This is a genomic window from Bradyrhizobium sp. Pha-3 (genome assembly GCF_042258325.1).
Lineage (GTDB): Bacteria > Pseudomonadota > Alphaproteobacteria > Rhizobiales > Xanthobacteraceae > Bradyrhizobium > Bradyrhizobium elkanii.
This window is the reverse complement of record NZ_CP170151.1, coordinates 2,083,769-2,102,229: the sequence shown is the minus strand read 5'-3', so window position 1 is coordinate 2,102,229 and position 18,461 is coordinate 2,083,769. Positions and strand designations below refer to the sequence as shown.

The 18,461-nt window shown below is 58.6% G+C and carries 17 protein-coding genes and 1 pseudogene; 9 read left to right on the top strand and 9 right to left on the bottom strand.

What is annotated here, in order from left to right; all coding sequences use genetic code 11:
- Positions 1–10 precede the first annotated feature (10 nt).
- The gene (locus tag ACE10X_RS10015) at positions 11–277 is read right to left on the bottom strand and encodes a hypothetical protein (protein WP_253592550.1); all 267 of its coding nucleotides are present in this window, start codon (positions 275–277) and stop codon (positions 11–13) included.
- 73 nt (positions 278–350) lie between these two features.
- Between ACE10X_RS10015 and ACE10X_RS10010 the strand changes: the two genes are divergently transcribed.
- The 6 genes and pseudogenes from ACE10X_RS10010 (at position 351) to ACE10X_RS09985 (ending at position 6,002) form a co-directional block, all read left to right on the top strand.
- Positions 351–785, top strand: a complete 435-nt coding sequence (locus ACE10X_RS10010) for a Fic family protein (protein WP_253594817.1) — start codon at positions 351–353, stop codon at positions 783–785.
- 1,380 nt (positions 786–2,165) lie between these two features.
- Positions 2,166–3,200 carry a site-specific integrase gene (locus ACE10X_RS10005; RefSeq protein ID WP_253592551.1) on the top strand — a complete coding sequence of 345 codons (1,035 nt, stop codon included), beginning with the start codon at positions 2,166–2,168 and terminating at the stop codon, positions 3,198–3,200.
- Positions 3,197–4,123, top strand: a complete 927-nt coding sequence (locus ACE10X_RS10000) for a tyrosine-type recombinase/integrase (RefSeq protein ID WP_209943998.1) — start codon at positions 3,197–3,199, stop codon at positions 4,121–4,123. Before ACE10X_RS10005 ends, ACE10X_RS10000 begins: the two co-directional genes overlap by 4 nt.
- Positions 4,120–5,121 (top strand): tyrosine-type recombinase/integrase, encoded by a 1,002-nt coding sequence (locus tag ACE10X_RS09995; protein ID WP_018269999.1) that lies wholly within the window; start codon positions 4,120–4,122, stop codon positions 5,119–5,121. The genes ACE10X_RS10000 and ACE10X_RS09995 overlap by 4 nt, the downstream gene beginning before the upstream one ends.
- A 114-nt stretch (positions 5,122–5,235) precedes the next feature.
- Positions 5,236–5,388 (top strand): annotated as a pseudogene (locus ACE10X_RS09990) (transposase domain-containing protein); the annotation flags it as partial.
- 29 nt (positions 5,389–5,417) lie between these two features.
- Positions 5,418–6,002: a UPF0149 family protein gene (locus ACE10X_RS09985; protein ID WP_028344409.1), complete on the top strand. Its 585-nt coding sequence runs from the start codon at positions 5,418–5,420 to the stop codon at positions 6,000–6,002.
- Positions 6,003–6,526: 524 nt separating this feature from the next.
- Here ACE10X_RS09985 and ACE10X_RS09980 read toward each other — a convergent pair.
- A protein-coding gene (locus tag ACE10X_RS09980; RefSeq protein WP_109866565.1) for an IS3-like element ISRj2 family transposase occupies positions 6,527–7,656 on the bottom strand; the annotation gives its coding sequence in 2 pieces (ribosomal slippage) (positions 6,527–7,404 and positions 7,404–7,656; 1,131 coding nt in all).
- 538 nt (positions 7,657–8,194) lie between these two features.
- On the opposite strand from ACE10X_RS09980, the gene ACE10X_RS09975 reads away from it, so the two are divergent.
- The 3 genes from ACE10X_RS09975 (at position 8,195) to ACE10X_RS09965 (ending at position 10,381) form a co-directional block, all read left to right on the top strand.
- Positions 8,195–8,500 carry a hypothetical protein gene (locus ACE10X_RS09975; protein ID WP_129964851.1) on the top strand — a complete coding sequence of 102 codons (306 nt, stop codon included), beginning with the start codon at positions 8,195–8,197 and terminating at the stop codon, positions 8,498–8,500.
- 125 nt (positions 8,501–8,625) lie between these two features.
- Positions 8,626–8,805, top strand: a complete 180-nt coding sequence (locus tag ACE10X_RS09970) for a hypothetical protein (RefSeq protein WP_141382075.1) — start codon at positions 8,626–8,628, stop codon at positions 8,803–8,805.
- 229 nt (positions 8,806–9,034) lie between these two features.
- Positions 9,035–10,381, top strand: a complete 1,347-nt coding sequence (locus ACE10X_RS09965; RefSeq protein ID WP_026191834.1) for an IS5 family transposase — start codon at positions 9,035–9,037, stop codon at positions 10,379–10,381.
- Positions 10,382–10,388: 7 nt separating this feature from the next.
- On the opposite strand, the gene ACE10X_RS09960 is transcribed toward ACE10X_RS09965, so the two are convergent.
- The 7 genes from ACE10X_RS09960 to ACE10X_RS09930 all read right to left on the bottom strand — a co-directional run bounded on the left by ACE10X_RS09960 (position 10,389) and on the right by ACE10X_RS09930 (position 18,411).
- Entirely contained in the window at positions 10,389–10,979 is a 591-nt protein-coding gene (locus ACE10X_RS09960; protein ID WP_051448095.1) for a hypothetical protein, read from the bottom strand.
- A gap of 109 nt (positions 10,980–11,088) precedes the next feature.
- Positions 11,089–11,316, bottom strand: a complete 228-nt coding sequence (locus ACE10X_RS09955; protein ID WP_155258721.1) for a hypothetical protein — start codon at positions 11,314–11,316, stop codon at positions 11,089–11,091.
- Between the two features lie 614 nt (positions 11,317–11,930).
- Positions 11,931–12,422 (bottom strand): Lrp/AsnC family transcriptional regulator, encoded by a 492-nt coding sequence (locus ACE10X_RS09950; protein ID WP_026192338.1) that lies wholly within the window; start codon positions 12,420–12,422, stop codon positions 11,931–11,933.
- A 265-nt stretch (positions 12,423–12,687) separates the two neighbouring features.
- Complete coding sequence (locus tag ACE10X_RS09945; RefSeq protein ID WP_028343736.1) at positions 12,688–14,082, bottom strand: amidohydrolase family protein; 1,395 nt, start codon at positions 14,080–14,082, stop codon at positions 12,688–12,690.
- Positions 14,083–14,169: 87 nt separating this feature from the next.
- Entirely contained in the window at positions 14,170–15,063 is an 894-nt protein-coding gene (locus ACE10X_RS09940; RefSeq protein ID WP_028343737.1) for an amino acid ABC transporter substrate-binding protein, read from the bottom strand.
- Between the two features lie 1,100 nt (positions 15,064–16,163).
- Entirely contained in the window at positions 16,164–17,588 is a 1,425-nt protein-coding gene (locus tag ACE10X_RS09935; RefSeq protein WP_026192337.1) for an aspartate ammonia-lyase, read from the bottom strand.
- Positions 17,589–17,643: 55 nt separating this feature from the next.
- Positions 17,644–18,411 (bottom strand): amino acid ABC transporter ATP-binding protein, encoded by a 768-nt coding sequence (locus ACE10X_RS09930; protein WP_018269989.1) that lies wholly within the window; start codon positions 18,409–18,411, stop codon positions 17,644–17,646.
- Positions 18,412–18,461: the final 50 nt, after the last annotated feature.

Genomic DNA, 18,461 nt, shown 5'->3' with positions numbered 1-18,461 from the left:
CGCGAGAGGCTCATTCGTTCATCGCGGCAATGCCGACGTGGTGCGCCAGGACCTCTTGGTCGAGAAAGGCGCGGCAGTTAGCCGGCGAACGCTGCAACGCGCCGTGCAACCCTATCGCCAGGTGCTGAAGGCGGAGGTGCTGGCGACGACGCGGTTTGAGACCCCGCCGGGCCGACAGCTGCAGATCGACTTCGGGGAGCGCCTGGCCGATATCGGAGGGGCGAAAGTCAAGGCATTCGTGTTCGTGGCAACGCTCGGCCACTCGCGACGGCTTCATGTGCGTGCGTTCCGGGCCGTGAGGCAGGAGCATTGGTTTGCCGGTCTCGAGAGCACATTCACGACCTTCGGCGGTGTGCGCGCGATGCCTCAGCAGGACCGATGCAGGTCGTCTACGGCGACCACGGGCGAGAACTCGTCACTACGAAGCATCGATCGCTGAAAAGATCGACACCGACATAACTGCCTTTCTCGATTGGTACAACACCGAAGGGAAAATCGATCCGCTCATCAAGGCCGCAATCGCGCGTCTGTGGTTCGTGACGATCCATCCCTGTGAAGACGGCAATAACGTATCGCGCGCGCCATTGCCGACATGTCGCTTGCGGCTCCGGAAGGAATTCCGCAGCGCTTCTACAGCATGTCCGTTCAGATATGACGTGAGGGAAAGACCGACTACAACGTGCTGGAGACCACCGACCTCGGACGTCACGCCGTGGCTTGAGGGTTCCTGGGCCACCCTGAACGCGCCTTCAGGGGGCAGAAACCATTCTCGCGGCCGTGCTTGAAAAGCGGACGTCTGGAAGTGGCAGTCGCGAGACGTAGACCGTATCGTGACCGGCTAGGCGGAGCGCATGAATTTGGCTAGCCTTACAACCAATGAGGGAGTGAGACGTTGCCGCAAGGACAGTAGGCCGGCACATTGAGCCGCCATCAACGGTGCTTCGACTGCGCCGCGTCGAAGCGTGGCGGAGAGTGCGGCTAGAGCGACTGCTCAGCAAGAGTGATCCGGACAGGACCAAGCGCATTCGCGCCGCGCGTCTGTATCTGGAAGCTGGCGCTCGCCGGATGGCCGCTGAGCGCGGGATCATTGATCGCTGATGTGGGAGTTCGACAGCATCCTGCGGGGCAAGCGATCAGCGGGACAACATAAAGACGCCGGGCGTCGTCGCGAAGTTGGCTTCGGGTGCAATCTATATGCATCACGGTACGCTGTCTCCGTGCGGAGCGCTTCGCGAAACTGGTTCGCAGGCAGATAGCTTGTCTTCCCCGATAGCTTCGTGGACATCTTGATCCAAGAGAATTCTGCCCCGTTATCACCGGCCCACTGTGCTGCTCTACTGATGGGCCAGCAACGTCGCGGCCGCGCCGCCGCCTGTCGCAGTGAGACCCGGGCCGCAACCCGATCGACAAGCCATCCCCGCATAAGCCAACCCACTGCAAGCGCCAGCAGATGCGTTCGCCACTGCGATCAAGGAATGCAGGGCAAAACGACTATCAGGCGAGTTGAAGGGCTTCGCCTAACCCAGTGTCCGAACACTCGCATCATCGCGGCTTTCAGAAAGGCGATCTACAATACCTTCATTTGATAGTGCTCCTGACGACAAATCGCATGCAGATTGCGAAGCCTTGACCAACAGCAGTTGTCAGAAGCCAGACGCCAGCGTAGCCAATTAACAGGCGTTCGCTAACATGGTCACGGCGCAGAAAGCCCGAGACGCGATAAGGTCGAATAAAAAACAAAGCCGCCCGCGCGGCGGCACTTCTGTGTGAAAGAAGGCGCAACTTGTTCCGCCCCCGCCGATGTTGCCACAAGCGCGACATTGCACGCGAAGGTGCAACGACCGTCCGCCCCCGCTGCCGCATTGGGCGTCTTTCTCTATCTTTCGCTGACGATTGCCGCGATCAGTTCAATGCCTGAATGGGGCTGCAAGAGGCGGGCATTTTTATTGCACACGTTGTCATGAGGCTCATCGTGCATGCTTCATGTCAATGTGAAAAACCGGCGCGCAGACCGGCCGCATCAAGATGGACGTGCGGCGAGTGGACCGATCTGGATAGCGAAAAAGCTATAAGTCCCGAGTCGTAGAATTCGAGTATATTGCCGATCGTTGCGCCCAACACGGCGCTGCCGGTCAGGTCTGAAGCTGACTGATCTCGATGAGCGTGTGACCGAACGGTACCTTAAGTACCGAGCGCGGAAGCTGTGCATCCAGGCGGGCGACCGGGCGGCGCTGAAGCGGTTGCTATCGGTGTTGCGCGAGGCGGGCATGATTGCACCTGCGCCACTGCCGCCGACCACCCCGGAGCACCAGATATTCGAGGGGTTTAGTGATTATCTGCGACAGGAACGCGGGCTGGCGCCGAGGTCCATCATCTGCCACCTGCCATCCATTCGCCGCTTCCTGCGTGAGGTATGCCCTGCTGGTGCCCGCGATCTCGGCAACATCAGCCGGGAGGGCGTCACCCGCTACATCGAGCGCCACGCCCGGGATGGGAGCGCGGAATCCGGGAAGCGGATGTGCTGGTCGCTGCGCGCATTTCTCCGATACTTCCATCATAAGGGGGTGACTCGGCTTGCACTGGCGGATTGCGTACCGTCGGTCAGGCAATGGAAGCTCGCAAGCCTGCCGACCTATCTGTCCGCCGCGCAGGTCCAGAAGGTCCTCGATGGTTGCGATCGGGCCACCACGATGGGACGGCGGGATTATGCCATCCTGATGCTGCTGGCGAAGCTCGGTTTACGGGCTGGCGAGGTCGCGACCCTCACCCTGGATGATATCGACTGGCGATCCGGCGAGATGCTGATTCGCGCCAAGGGTCGGCAGCGAGCGCGAATGCCGATGCCTCCAGACGTCGGTGCGGCCATCGTTGCCTACCTGCGGGATCGCCGTTCGACGTCGTCGTGTCGCCGGCTGTTTCTGCGCACGCCGGCGCCTCACGTCGGCTTTGCATCCGGTTGCGCGATTACGGTGATCGCCAAGACCGCCCTGGAGCGCGCCGGCGTCCGTGGCTACGCCCACCACGGCGCCCACATCTTCCGACACAGCCTTGCTACCGAGCTTCTCCGATCCGGCGCCACCTTGTCAGAGATCGGCCAGTTGCTGCGACACGAGAGCCATGACACCACGCGCATCTATGCGAAGGTGGATATCCAGAGACTCCGCACATTGAGCCTGCCGTGGCCGGGAGGCGCGCAATGACCACTCTGCGATCCGCACTCGAGCAATATGTGAGCATGCGCCAAGGGCTTGGATACAAGTATCAGCAGCAGGCCCGGCGGCTCGCCAATTTCGTCTCCTTCATGGAGGAGCGCAAGGCCGTGACCATCACCACGAAGCTCGCCGTCGCCTGGGCGACTCTGCCACCCGATCGTCACGCATCCTGGGTCTTGCGATTGATCGATGTACGCGGTTTCGCGCGCCATGTCGCGAACATCGATCCCGGGACGGAGGTGCCACGCGCCGGGATCTTGCCACCCCTGAAGCGTGCCAAGCCCTACGTCTACAGCGATGCGGAGATCGAGGCGTTATTGAAGGCGGCACGTGCCCTGCCTCCCGCAAACGGACTGCGGCGCTGGACTTATCATTACCTGTTCGGGCTGATCGCAGTGACGGGCATACGTCTGTCCGAGGCGATCGGGCTTGAGCGTGCCGATGTCGATCTCAAGGAAGGCTTGCTCACAGTTCGAGAGAGCAAGTTCGGCAAATCACGCCTCGTGCCCTTGCATCCGACGACCCGTGCAGCTCTCCGCAGCTACGCCAAACGGCGAGATGCTCACCTCGGGTCGTGCTGCGGTACGCACTTCTTCTTGGCCGAGCGCGGTGGCCGATTGCGGCACCAGTATGTTCACCGTGTTTTCTTGTGCTTGTCCCGCGAGATCGGCCTACGGCGCCCGGGCGACCATAGCGGGCCACGCATACACGATTTCCGGCATCGCTTCGCCGTCCGCACACTTCTCGGCTGGTATCGCGACGGGACCGATGTCGAGCAGCAGCTTCCGGCGCTTTCCACCTATCTCGGCCACACCTGCGTGCGCGACACCTATTGGTATCTTTCGGCCTGTCCGGAGCTGATGGAAGGGGCCGCCCGCCGTCTCGACCGGCGCTGGGAGGTCAAGCCATGAAGCCAAGCAGCAACCTCGCCGCGCTCATCGAGCGTTACTTCACCGTGCGGCTCATGCACGAGCGCAATGTCAGCGCCAACACGATCGCATCCTATCGAGACACGTTCCGGCTGCTGTTCACGTTCGCACAGGCGCAGCTCCGCAAGCCGCCGTCGGCCTTGGCCCTCGACGATCTAAACATGCCCTTTATCAGCGCGTTTCTCGCTGATCTCGAGACGAAGCGGGACGCCAGCGTCAGGACGCGCAACCTGCGTCTGACAGCGATTCGCTCCTTTTTCCGGTTCGTGTCTTTCGAGGAGCCGGCTCACAGCGCCCTGATCCAGCGCATCTTGGCGATTCCAAGCAAGCGTCACGACAAGCGCCAGGTGCATTTCCTGGCACGGTCCGAGATCAAGGCGATTCTTGCCGCTCCTAATCGCACGACTTGGCTCGGACGTCGCGATTATACCTTGCTGCTGCTTGCGGCCCAGACCGGCTTGCGCCCGTCCGAGCTGATCAGCCTCGACAGGGGTGCCGTCCACCTCGGCACCGGCGCGCATGTGCGATGCGTCGGAAAGGGTCGAAAGGAGCGATGCACGCCACTAACCGCGCACGCGCGCGGCGCCCTCCAGGCATGGCTCAAGGAACCGGCGCGCCACGGCGCAAACGCGCTGTTCCCCAACATGCACGGTGGTCGGCTCAGCGCCGACAGCGTCCAATCGCTCCTGGCCAAGCATGTGCGTGTCGCCAGCGAGAGCTGTCCGTCACTGGCGTCCAAGCGGGTATCGCCGCACGTGCTCAGGCACAGCGCTGCGATGGAGCTGCTGGAAGCGGGCGTCGATTGCTCGGTAATTGCGCTGTGGCTCGGTCATGAGTCGATCGAAACGACGCAGACCTACCTGCATGCCCATCTCGCACTCAAAGAAGCGGCCCTCGCTAAGCTCAAGCCGTACGCACACCGCAAGCGAACCCGCTTCCAGCCGAGCGACCGCCTGCTCGCCTTCCTTGAGGCGCTGTAAGATGCCAGACTATGCCGAATGGAAGCAGGACGACGATCGCTCGACCAGCGGCAAATCCGCGCGAACGACGGGCTCTTCCCAAAACCATTCGGCATAGTTCGGCGGTCGGCATAAACGGCAAAACTCCATGAACTCGATCCTCAGATCTATCTGACGGACGTGCTGGAGCGGATTGTCTCCGGGCGAACCAAGAGCCACCAGCTCCACGAGCTGCTCGTCTGGAACTGGAAGGCGGCCCGTGAGCGCATCGCACAGGCTGCAGCATGAGCCCACGTCGCCCTAAAGCTTCATCGTCGATGGCGGCCGCCGCCATGCCGCTTGCGGAGCTCGAGCAATGGCTCCAGGCTCGCGTCGATCAGCATCCTGCCGCCACCGGTCTCCCCATGCTCGACGGCTACGTCGCCGCGATCGTGGCCGGACCGGTGTCGATGAGCCCGCTCGATTGGATATGCCCACTGCTTGCCATCGATGCCGATGCCTTCAACCACGGCGGCACCCCGGAGTTCGCTGCGATCTCCGCCGTCGCGCTGCGTCATAACGAGATCAGCCAGATCCTTTCCACCACGCCTAACCAGTTCGCCCCGATGCACCGGCGTCAACCCAACGGCGTCGTCGATCCGCGACCATGGTGCCAGGGATTCTACGCCGCGATGCGGCTCAGGCTGTCGGCGTGGGCGCCATTGCTGGACGCCAGCAACGTCAATCACCGCCTGCTGCTGCCTATTCTGCTTCACTGTCGCGACGATCAGGCCGGTCCGCTGCTCGGACCGCCACGGACCGGCCGCGAGACCCGAGACTCTCTGCGCAACGCCCACCTCGATATTCCCGCAGCCGTCGAGGCCATGCGCCAATACTGGATGCCGATCCGCTACGCACGCTAATCACCGCCGACGTGGGAGCTCATACCGGTTACGAATGGCAGGCTGCGCGCCTTTCGAATCTAGCCCTGTAAAACGACGAAACAGCTTCGACTTGTTGAAGATGTAACCGAAGAGCGGAAAGAGCTCAGTTGGTACGCCACGTACGCAACTTTTTCTTTTGCTACAGGCTGAATTGAATTACTTGAAGCCAGCACGCGTAGACCTCTTCGCATCACCTGCATTCGGTGAATCAGGATCATCTTTTAGCCAAATTGCAAATTTGTTTTGCGAGATCCGCCAGGAGATTGGCGGTGCCTAAGCGGTATACTCTCCTACCGCTGCCCTAACGGGCGTTTCCTCCCTTGACTTGGCCGCCGGTCCTATGGATCGGCGGCTCACAGAGCTGGCCCCGGTTGTTTGGACAGCGCCCCGCTGGATTTAAGTGGATTCCTGCCGGGTTATGCTGAACGCGGGGCTTTACGATTTTGTCGTTGCGTCGGGAGGGCGTAGCCCGACCAGAGCGACGACAAAATCGTCGGCGACGGTCATGCGGCCATCACCATAGCTTGCGTGCCGAAGTAAGCCTCGTCGGGCGTGCGCCCGTCAAGGCTCGAGTGAGGGCGTCCCTGATTGTAGAAGGCCAGATACTTGGCAATTGACGCTCGCGCCTCGGACACGCTGTCGTAGGCGCGGAGATAAACTTCTTCGTATTTGACCGTGCGCCAGAGCCGCTCGACAAACACGTTGTCGCGCCAGGCGCCCTTGCCATCCATGCTGATGGCGATCTTCGCGTCCAGCAGCACATCGGTGAACTCGAGGCTGGTGAACTGGCTGCCCTGGTCCGTGTTGAAAATCGCGGGCCTGCCGTGCTTCGCCAACGCCTCCTGGACCGCTTCGACGCAGAAGGCCGCCTCCATTGTGATCGAGACGCGATGGGCCAGGACCCGTCGGCTGAACACATCGACGACCGCCGCGAGATAGACGAAGCCACGCCGCATCGGAATGTAGGTGATGTCCATTGCCCACGCATGGTCGGGCCGCTCGATCTTCAATCCGCGCAACAGGTACGGGTAGATCTTGTGACCCGGAGCCGGCTTGCTCGTGTTCGGGCGACGATAGACCGCCTCGATCCCCATGCGCTTCATCAGCGTCGCGATGTGGCGGCGACCGGCGTATACCCCCTCCCGCCGCAGCAACGATCGCAGCATACGCGCTCCCGCGAAGGGATAATCGAGATGCAGCTCATCGAGCCGACGCATCAAGGCAAGGTCCTCGGCCGAAACTGGCCGAGGTTCATAGTAGACCGTGCTGCGAGCCAGCTTCAGGACCTTCGCCTGGCGCACGATAGAAAGATCATGACCGCGGTCGATCATCGCTTTGCGCTCAGCAGGCCCGCCTTGGTGAGCGCGCCGGACAAAAAATCGTTTTCCAACGCCAGCTCGCCGATCTTGGCATGCAACGCCTTCAAATCGACCGGCGTCTCGGCCGATGTCTTGTCATGCCCAAACACGCCGGCGGCGCCTTCCAGGAGCTGGTTTTTCCAGATCGTGATCTGGTTCGGATGAACATCAAACAGTTGCGCCAGCTCCGCCAGTGTCTTGTCTCCTTTGACCGCAGCCAAAGCAACCTTCGCCTTGAATGCCGGAGAATGCGTCCGGCGGCTCTTCTTCGTCATCTTCGCTCCTGATTCGCAGCAAGAATCCTCGCCGCTGTCAGGCAGAAAATCCACTCAAGCTACTGTCCGAATTTGCGGGGCCAGCTCTCACTTCGGTATCGGGTCAACGCTTTCAGCATTGACGGAATCATAGATCAATCTGGAGCTCGACGACGACGGCGCTGGGGGGCCATGGTGTATCGGGATTGAAACTATTTATGCAGCATAGAGGTGTGCAATTCAGCATTCGAGAAGTATTGCCGGGCGAGTGGCGCTACAGTTTCCAACTCGATGGCAAGACGATCAGTGGCCGAACCCGAACGAGGTTGGAGCTTCTTGCGGTTCGTCGGGTCAAGGATCGCATCAATCGTGAATTGAATCGCGGCACGGAACATGTGAGTTGATATAGAGCTGCGCTCCTGTTCCAAATGCTATTGGGGCGAAGCCGTGGGCGCGGATTCCGCCATTCCGCCACCTGCTAATCTATCAGTGCACATCCACCGATGATAACGAATTTTCATTTTAGACACGGACCGCTAGCTAACTAAGGGGGCATTGCGTGCCAACATACCTGGCATCTTACGATATAAAAGAAACTAGCCCAGATCCACATTCCACGTTTCTCAAGCAAGCCGCGGCCCACAATTGGAAACTTTGGATACTCGCCACCAACAACATCTGGTATCGCCTACCGAACACCACTCTTGAAGGCACCTTCGCGAATATCGAGGCGGCGAAAGCAGCATTGGAAGCAACTCGCGCCGCCACCGAAAGGGAGATGGGACGGACCGTAACGATGAACAAATGGATCATTGTCGACTACGGAGCATCGAGCTTTAATTCGGATCAAAGACAGAATGTGTGACTCAGCTATTGGAGCAACCGTTCCGCCTCAGGGCCATAGGGACTATCGCATAGCGCTAGCTAAGATCGGCTTGCAACCTCGAGAGACAGCTCATAAAGTAACGTGTATTGAATGGAGCCATTACCATGTCCGACGAAAAAGACGGTTCGCAGCCCGTCAACCAAAATTATACTCCCGAAGTCATCAAAAACTACAGACCCGCGACGCTGCCAAACCAGCAGCATCCGGGTCATGGGGTAGACGGAAATTATATTCCGACGACCGATACGATTCCTAGTTCACCACCGCCGAAGCCAAAGAAGTAATTCGATTTAAATCCGGCGACGGAGATCTACTCTCGCGATTTGATCGGCGGGAATATACGTAGTCGTCCGTGAAGATCGGCTAAGCGATTGAGGCAGAATCGCATTTGCTGGTGTGGACTGTTTTTGGATTGCAAGGTTTTGATGTTTCGAGCCTCGGAACCTTGCAATTTCATTTTCAGGATTCAGTCGAATCGCCAGTCATGATTCCGTGGTCGCGTCGGAGGTGACGATGCGACCGAAGAAGCAAAGGACGACGGGATCTGGCGATCTGTTCCGGGCCAGGCTGGACCAGATCATCAACATGAAGCACGAGCTGGTTCAGCTCGCCGGCAAGGTCGATTGGGACTGGATCGACGGCGAGATCGCGCCGCTCTACAGCGAGAACGGTCGGCCGGGGATCGCGACCCGCTTCGTGATCGGGCTGCTGCTGCTCAAGCAGATTTACGGCCTGTCCGATGAGGGGGTGTGCGAGCGCTGGGTCCACGACCCGTATTTCCAGTACTTCACCGGCGAAGAGTTCTTTCAGCACGCGTTTCCGCACGAGCGCTCGGACCTGAGCCACTGGCGCAAGCGGCTCGGCGACAAGCTGGAGCTGTTGCTGGCCGAGAGCCTGCGGGTGGCGCACGAGGCCGGCGCGTTACGCAGCCAGGACCTCAAGCGGGTCACGGTCGATACCACCGTGCAGCCGAAGGCCATCGCCTTCCCGACCGATGCCAAGCTGCTGCACGCGGCGATCAGGGGGCTCAACCGCCTGGCGAGGAAGCACGGGGTCAGGCTGCGGCAGTCCTATCTTCGCATTGCCAAGACCGCGGCCATGATGGCGGGACGCTACGCCCATGCCAAGCAATTCAAGCGGCATCAGCGGCAGTTGCGTATCCTGCGCAGCCGGCTGGGCCGGATCATCCGCGATATCCGCCGCAAGATCGAAGGTCAGGCCGTGCTCGAGAACGCGTTCGCCCTCCCGCTCGGCCGGGCCTCGCAGATCCGCTCGCAGCAGCAGCGCCAGCGCGGCTGGAAGCTCTATTCCTTCCACGCCCCGGAGGTGGAGTGCATCGGCAAGGGCAAAGCAGCCGCGCCTTACGAGTTCGGTGTCAAAGCCTCCATCGTCACCAACAACCGCCGTGCTCCCGGTGGCCTGTTCGTGCTGCACGCCAGGGCGCTGCCCGATAACCCCTACGACGGTCATACCTTGCGCGACGTCATCGACCGCACCGAGACACTCACCGGCTGCGCGATCGAGCGGGCCTATGCCGACAAGGGATATCGCGGCCACGACGCACAGAACCCGCGCCGTGTCTTCATCTCCGGCCAGAAGCGCGGGGTCTTCGGTATCATCAGGCGCGAGCTGCGCCGCCGCTCCGCCATCGAACCCATCATCGGACACCTGAAGACCGATGGTCACCTCGGCCGCTGCTACCTCAAAGGCCGCGCCGGAGACGCCGCCAACGTCATCCTCTCAGCCGTCGGCCACAACTTCCGCCGCATCCTCGCCTGGCTGAGGGGTCTTTGGCGCCTCTTCCTGGCCACCCTCATCGCAGCCATCAGCGACCGTTCACCGCTGCAATCGGCTTCTTAACGGACGACTACGTAATCTCGTGCCCCCAACTTGCGTCAATGGGATCTGCTACTGGAACGAACCCTACGCCGCGTTTGCTTTGTTTGTCGGTAAGTTTGTCGGTGACATACATTAAGATATCGCCTTTTGCGCCCAATACGCAGGGACCATTCGGGCTCGCCTGAAATCTCGAAAGGTTGTCGCACATCAGCCAAGTCCCATCCTTCAACTGAACGACTAGTTGAGTCGCCACACATCGTTCTCCATGAAGTGCCATCCAAGCGCTTGGTAGATCGTCCGAATGACTGATGCGCGTTGCTCGCAGCATGCGTTCAAAGCGAGGCCGCCCGAGCACTCTCCACGAGGCGCCAGCAGCCAGCGCAAAAAGGAACGTGATGCCTGATGAGACTACCAGGGAAAGATTGAGAACCCACCGGCCAGAATAGAATGCAAAAGCGGAGACGAAAGCAAAAACTAAGATCGAAAAGGTGACGTCGGCCGGCTTGTGGTGATCTCTAATTCCAACGTTCGCAATATAGTATGCGACGTAACCACAAGCGACCAAGAGCAACGTCGACCACGACTGATTCAGCGCTAGTTCGACGGCTTCTTTCGTCATTCGCAAAACGTAGCGCGATTAAGGCCGAGACGCAATCAGAGAGCTGACGTCAGAATGAAAGCGCCATCTTATGCGCCCTGCGCTCAGCTATTTTGCGTTTCAATCGACTCTATCTAGGCGCAGGATTCAGCCGACGCCAAGCGGTCCAGTCGTTCGGAACAGGATGCAGCGGTCCGCCGATTTCGTCCCCTGGCCAGCGATCGATGATGCGCTGAGTGACGCCGTCGCGCGAAACGGTGGTGAGTTCGGCAAAACCACCGACGCCACCAAGGCCGGCCAGGATAGCGTTTGGCGAATTGACTCGTTCATGGCAGTCCACTTGATAACCTAGACCCATCTCTACAGCTTCTCTCCGCGTGCCACTGCCGCGATCATCGATCGTATGTGCTTTGCTCCCTCTCACCGAATGGCCGGCGCCCGATCGAAAATGAGTTCGTGGTGATCCACGAAGACCGGAGGGCCGCCGGATCAGGTTGGCGACTGAGCGCAGTCCGGCGTTCTGGACCTATGCCGTCAGTGGCGCTACCCGTCCCACCATATAGCGGCGGGGTGCAACTGATCTGGAGGCCGCTAGGAACTGCTTCCGTCGGGCATCGAAGCGGTTCTATGGTGATCTGAGCCTCAAGAGCATCGAGCTCTGGCATCATGCCGACCACGCAGCCTAGGGCGCGTGGATCCACCCAGGAAGACCGATGATCGTCTATTTTTCATGCCAGGGCTGCGGCACCAGTTATTCTGCGGTTCAGGAGCCGGCATCCGCTCCTTTGAAGAGCTCGGGCCTTTTTGTCTGCATGCGTTGCGGGAAGCCCGTCCATCATTGGTCAGGAGCCTATAGTTACACTGACTGGAAACGCATGGAATTCGGAGATAGCAAAGATGGCTCGGACCTCCTCTGAGTGAGACGCCGGCTGTGCGCAATTGTTAGTGGATCTGCTGGATCGAAACACCCAATCAACGATTGGTTGGTCTATCACAGGCAGGCACCTCAACGGGAACAGCAAAGCCAGCCTTTACCCGATCCATAACGACCAGCGTCTTGAAGCATTTGATGTCCGGATTCTTGTAGAAGAAGCTTCTGGTGAATTGCTCGTAGTCCTCCATGGTACGCGCGGTCACGTATAGAATAAAGTCAGCATCACCGGTAACGTAGAAGCCATTGACGACTTCAGCTGACGATTTGATGGCCTTCTTAAACCTATCAATGATATCACAACGCTCCCGCTCCATAGTCACAAGTACAAGCATCTGGATGGGTCTTCCAACGGCCTTCGGCGAAACGATCGAGATATCTGCCTCGATGATGCCTTCCGAGCGCAGCCTCTTCAACCGGCGTTGGCACGCGGTTGCAGAAAGCCCCGCTATTTCGCCGATCACCTCGGAGGTCAGACGATTGTTCTTTTGCACCATTTCGAGGATGCGAGCGTCTATCCGATCGTATGGCATTGCATAATAGCTCCAACCCTGAGGCGAATTCACCACTAGATCCAGGCGCGGGCGAAGAGAATTGTCCAACGGCATGAAGGCATGGAAGATTCGATAGGTGTCGGCTCCGGTCTTCTTTACTCGCTTAACTCTCCGGGCATCGAGGCGCCAATCACGGGAAAGCGGCACCGGCCGCTTAAGCATGCTCGATGCCGTGGGCGCGCCGACCGCCTTCGTATCATTGACGGTCTTGGACGTCGACAAACCTCAAGGCGGTTGTCCGCGTTCACGGCTGCGTCGTATCCTCCCGATGCGCTTTCCGAAAGAACTGAAGTGCGTTGCCGCGCATGATCCGGTCAATCAGGTCACGGGTGTCCTCAAGCTCGATCCAGCCTTCGGCGACCAATTGCGAGACAGCTCGTGCGATTCCACGGCGCGCTACGCACGCATGGCCATAAATGGGCTCGACAGCAACATAGTCACCGCCGAAGGTGAAGATCTTGTTGGACGGAACCGCCATCAAGAACTCCTTCAAAAAGCGAACGCCCGCCACCGGATTAATGATCCATGCCCAGCACATGTCGATCGCAGCGTTAGGATAATGTTTGGCCAGCGCGATAAACTCGTGCTCGTATGGGTAGCCGATGTGCATGAGTACGAATCGGGTTTCGGGAAAATCCTGCAGCAGACGGCAAACGTCTGCGGCATTGCTGCGAGTGCGGGCGAGTTGCATCACGCCGTAGCCAGCCAACACGCCTGTGTGCAGTTTGACCGGCAAGCCGTACTCGCCAGCTTTGCCGACGCAATAGCGAAATAGATAGTCTTGCAGCGCCTTGAGGTCCCCAGGACCAAGGGCGTGCAATGCGCCTACTCTGTCGGCATGGTGGGGGAATAGTCTTGCGGCATGCGCCTTGGTGACCGGCTCGAAATCGAGGGCGCGCGAGTAGGCAATTTGCGATTTCACAGCCACGGCTTTGCGGCCGTATGTTGCGAAATAGAAGTCGACAACCTCGAGCCATTCATCGAGCGTCGTCGGGCGTCTACCCGTTTCGGCTTCCACCCACGCAAAGTCAGCAGCACTACACCGGCACAATTGAAGGATGCTTATGTCGTGGTCGAGCAAATCCGGCTGCTCGGTCTCCATAAAGATGCGCTGTAGCGAATTGACGTGGCAGCCTTTGATGTTTGCCAGGTCCAGAATGCGTGCGTAAAAACCCGGCTGAACGGTTTCACGGTATTTCTCGGCGATGCGGGGCAGGCTTTCGGCGGTCAGGTCCTCTTCACCGTAAACGCCACGAAACGTATGGCGCAGCGCCTGGGCGTAGCCGGTATGGCGGATGCGTTCCCAATAGGGGGCGATCAGCCGATATTTTTCCTGGCTCGTAAGGTCCGGCCCGAGAAACGCTCGTAGGTCGGAAGCTGGCAGGCCTGCAACCACCAGATCCTCGGCAGCATAGGATCTGAATAGATAGGCCCAGTCGTTGCATGGTAATGTTCGTGGATGGATCGCTCCGGAAAGGCGCTGACTTTCCTCGATCAGATGTTCATGGGTGTCCACAAATGGCGTCTCCTCGACCCATTGCGCGATTTGTCGATCTGCGTCTGTCATCGACTCCCAGCCAACCGCTCCGCTTCTCATTTCGCGCTCCTTTTTGGTGACGACAGTTGCTTGCGTCTGCATTCACGATCGCACCGAGCATTGGACCATTCTGTCGGTCCGGTGTTGACGTCGTACCGCCGTGACGGCTTCGCGTCGTCGCGGGCAAGCTCAGTAATTGACGACATCACTAGGGTGGGCAACGCGCTCTTTAAGCGCATCGGTCATTGGGAAATTCAGATTGATGTTTTTCGGCGGGATCGCAGCTACGAACCATTTGTCGTAGATTTTGATGAACTCGCCGGAGGCCATGAGTTTGGAGAGAACGTCGTCAACTATCCTTTTGAAGTCGGGATCGTCCTTCGAGAACATCAGACCATAGTAATAAACGGTACCGTAGTTAGCTTTTAGAAAGATGAGGTCAGCTGGTTTCGAATAATCCGCCTTCATGCCGGCCAAGAGAATGTCAGCTTCCACCCACGCCGCCACACGGCCGGTCGTAAGCAGCAGTAATGATTCCGCATGATCTTTGGCTTGCGCGATAGTAAGATTGAGGTCGTCTCCCTGCGAAATGCCTTTGGCAATGCCGAGAGCATCGGAACCCTGAGTTACGACAACGGTCTTTCCCTTCAGGTCTTTCGGTGTCTTGAGCCCGCTTGACGCCTTTGCGAGCCAAGCCGTTTGACTGGCGAAGGTTGCAACGCTGAATGACACCTGTTCCAGACGCTGCTTACTGCTGGCAGTGCCACCGCACTCGATGTCGATCGTGCCATTCTGGATAAGTGGGATCCGGTTTGACGAGTTGACGGGCGTGAGCTTCGTCTGAATGTCCGGAGTGCCAAGATCAACTTTCAGACGGTCGACGACGTGCGCGCAAAGGTCGAGCGAAAAACCAACAGGCTTCTGATCGGCGCCGAGATAGGAAAAAGGTATCGAAGCCTCGCGGTAACCAATGCTGATCACCCTTTTCGATTTGATGTTGTCAAGCGTTGGCCCCGCCTGGGCCGTGGAGATCGCTATTCCGGTGATCACAGTCGCTGAAAGCAGTGCAAACATTTTAGCCATGGAATTCCTCTGATTCATATGAGCCGCGCTTTTGCGTCTTTGGCCTTGGGCAACGCGTGCGTTGCCACGCGACCCACGCGCGATCAGGCCTCGCTAGGATTGCCCCTTCCAACAGCCGGCAGACGCCTAGTGCCCGAACCTGGAAGCAAAACATCCGCTCATTTCCGCACCGCACATAAACCGGGCAGCACTCAGCCGTGGCTAAATGATAGGCCTCACGATCCGTTTGGCACCATATAAATTTCAGTTTGCGAGTTTTTTAATTCCGAAATATGATAATTTAATTACGGGCGACGTCACAAATTCGACAGGTCCGCCCTAACCACCACTCGTGAGATGCTTCCGCCCGTCGGCGATCATGCTCAATCGGGAAACACGAAATCCATGCAATGTGCATTTTCTAAACTTTGGGAATCCGTGCTTTTCATCGTTCACAGTCGGCCCCTTCGCGCGGGCGGCACTCACTTCGAGCGTCTTTCCCGCAGCACAAAGGGTGCACGTTTAGAGCACCGCGGCGCCGACCAAGGCTGGGATGGTCGAGACCGAGCCAAATGGGACGCAAGTCCTGGTCGAACCGGGGGTGAAGCTGGCGATGCCTTCGTTGGTGTCGTCGGCGCTTCGGGACCCGACTGATCACACGACGTCTCACCTCGAGGTGTGCTGGCGATACAGCCGCTTTCGCAAGTCAATTCCTTACGCAAGCTCCAAGTCTACACGGCTCAAGAAAAGAGCGGCCACCGCCGGCGCGGTGGCCAAGTCAGGGAGAAGTGGAAGCTGACACGCTGATCACCGAGCTTGACGGGCAGCCCACGACACGTGTCAGGCGGCAGGCTGTATCGAAAATCCCCTCGTACGTCTCCGAGGTCCTTGAATTGCCCGCCACCAATTTTCATCTTGGCTACGTTTCGGCGGAAAACGCCGCCGGTACGCGCGGCGTTAAGCATTCCTTCCGGCTCCCGATCAGAATGATCTGGCGAGGACATCCGAGTTCGATCGATTCCATGGATCGAACCGACTGCGGCTCGGCTCTTTTGACCGACTTCGGAAGACGACGATCTGCATTCGTTAACTCGTACTTCCTTTTGATCCATGCTCGGGATCTATGATGCCAATCGCGCTCGCGTCGGCCTGGTAAGTCGACGCGGATCGGTCGTTTGGGCAATCAAATCCGGGGAAAGACCCGGCTCCTCGTCAAGTACTTCGCGGATTGTCTTGCCCGAGATCAGCACCTTCTTCGCCAGCTCGGCCGCACGCTCATAACCGATCGCTGGGCTGAGGGCTGTCGCAACCGCAGCGCTGGCCTCGAGGTGTCTAAGACATACTTGCTCGTTTGGCGTGATCCCGGTGACGCACTTCGTGCGTAGCACCTCGATCGCATTGATCAGCAGCTCGAGAGAATGGAGAACATTGTACGCAATCACAGGCTCCATGACGTTCAATTGGAGCTGCCCGGCTTCCGCAGCAAGTGTGATAGTTAGATCGTAGCCGATGATTTGGAATGCGACCTGATTGACGACTTCCGGCACCACCGGATTGACCTTGCCAGGCATGATGGACGAGCCGGGCTGAAGCGGCGGCAGATTAATTTCGTTTAGCCCTCCGCGTGGTCCACTAGAAAGTAGCCTTAGGTCGTTGCAGATCTTCGACAGCTTAGTCGCCGTTCGTTTGAGCATACCGGAAAACAAAACGAAGGCTCCGGTATCCCAACAAGCTTCGATCAGGTTGCCGGCCGCAACGAGCGGGAGACCCGATATCTCGCAAAGTTCCGAAATGGCAAGTGCCTGATAGTCGGGATTGCTATTGATGCCGGTACCGATCGCTGTGCCTCCAAGATTGATCTCCTGGAAGAATGAGGCGATCTCTCCGAGTCGAGAGACATCCTCGCGAAGGGTCGTCGCGAAGGCTTGGAATTCCTGCCCCAAAGTCATTGGGACGGCATCCTGCAATTGCGTTCGGCCGAGCTTTATCACTTCGCTGAAGCAAGTTGCCTTCTCCTCAAAGGCAATCGCGAGGCGCTCAAGTGCAGCCTGGAGCTGCCCGTGGGACAGCAATATCGCAAGCCGGATTGCGGTCGGATAGATGTCATTCGTGGACTGCGACAGGTTGACGTCATTGTTGGGGTGGACGACGTCGTATCGTCCCCGCGGAAGTCCCATGATTTCCAGGGCACGGTTTGCTATCACCTCGTTCATGTTCATGTTGGTCGACGTTCCCGCTCCTCCCTGGAAGACGTCGAGCGGAAATTCTCTCCACAGCACTCCCCGTGCTATTTCGCCGCAAACCTCGCAGATTACATCGGCCTTATTCTGCTCAAGATCTCCGAGGCTCGCATTTGCCCTGGCTGCGGCCATCTTCACGAATGCCAAGGCCTTTAGGAATATGGGAAAGTGGTTGATCGGAATGCCAGAGATCGGGAAATTTTCGATCGCGCGCGCGGTCTGCGGCCCATAGTAAGCTTTGAGGGGGATCGTCACCGGCCCAAGGGAATCGCTTTCAATGCGCTCTGTTGGCGATGCGCTAGTCATATCAAACTCTCATTTCTGTCATGGCTTTTCGGGGAAGACCGTGCGGGCCGCGACCTCAGTGGATGATCTGATTGAGGAAGGCCTTCGCGCGTTCCGTGTTCGGCGCGCGAAAGAAGGTGCTCGGATCGCCCTCTTCCACAATTGAACCGCGATCCATGAAGACCACACGATCCGCAACTTCGCGCGCAAAACCCATTTCGTGCGTGACGCAGACCATTGTCATCCCGTCCTGCGCGAGCTCAACCATGGTTTCGAGCACCTCTTTGACCATTTCCGGATCGAGGGCAGAAGTCGGCTCGTCGAAGAGCATGATCTTGGGCTGCATGCACAAGGCACGGGCTATAGCGACACGTTGCTGCTGGCCGCCCGACAATTGCGCGGGATATTTCTTGGCCTGATCGTGGATCCGGACTTTTCCCAGCAGCATCATCGCCCGGTCATTCGCCTCAGCCTGAGTAAGGCCCCTGACCTTCATCGGAGCGAGCATGCAATTTTCGATCACCGAGAGATGCGGAAACAGGTTGAAGCTCTGAAAGACCATGCCGACTTCACAGCGAACGTTGTTGATATCGCGAATTCGGTCCGTCAGCTCTATCCCATCGACCACTATACGGCCGGCGTCGGGCTTTTCGATATGATTGATGCAACGGATGAGAGTTGACTTCCCCGAACCCGATGGCCCGCAGAGTACGATCTTTTCTCCTTTGGCGACGTTGAGGTTGATGTCGCTCAGGGCATTGAAGCTGCCGAACCGCTTGACGAGGTGCTCGACGACAACCATCGACGCCTGGTCGCCCAGGCTAACTGTGCGCTCTTGTTGCATACTGATCTCCAGGTTGTAGTCCCTAGGAACAACGGGTCATCAGATAATCG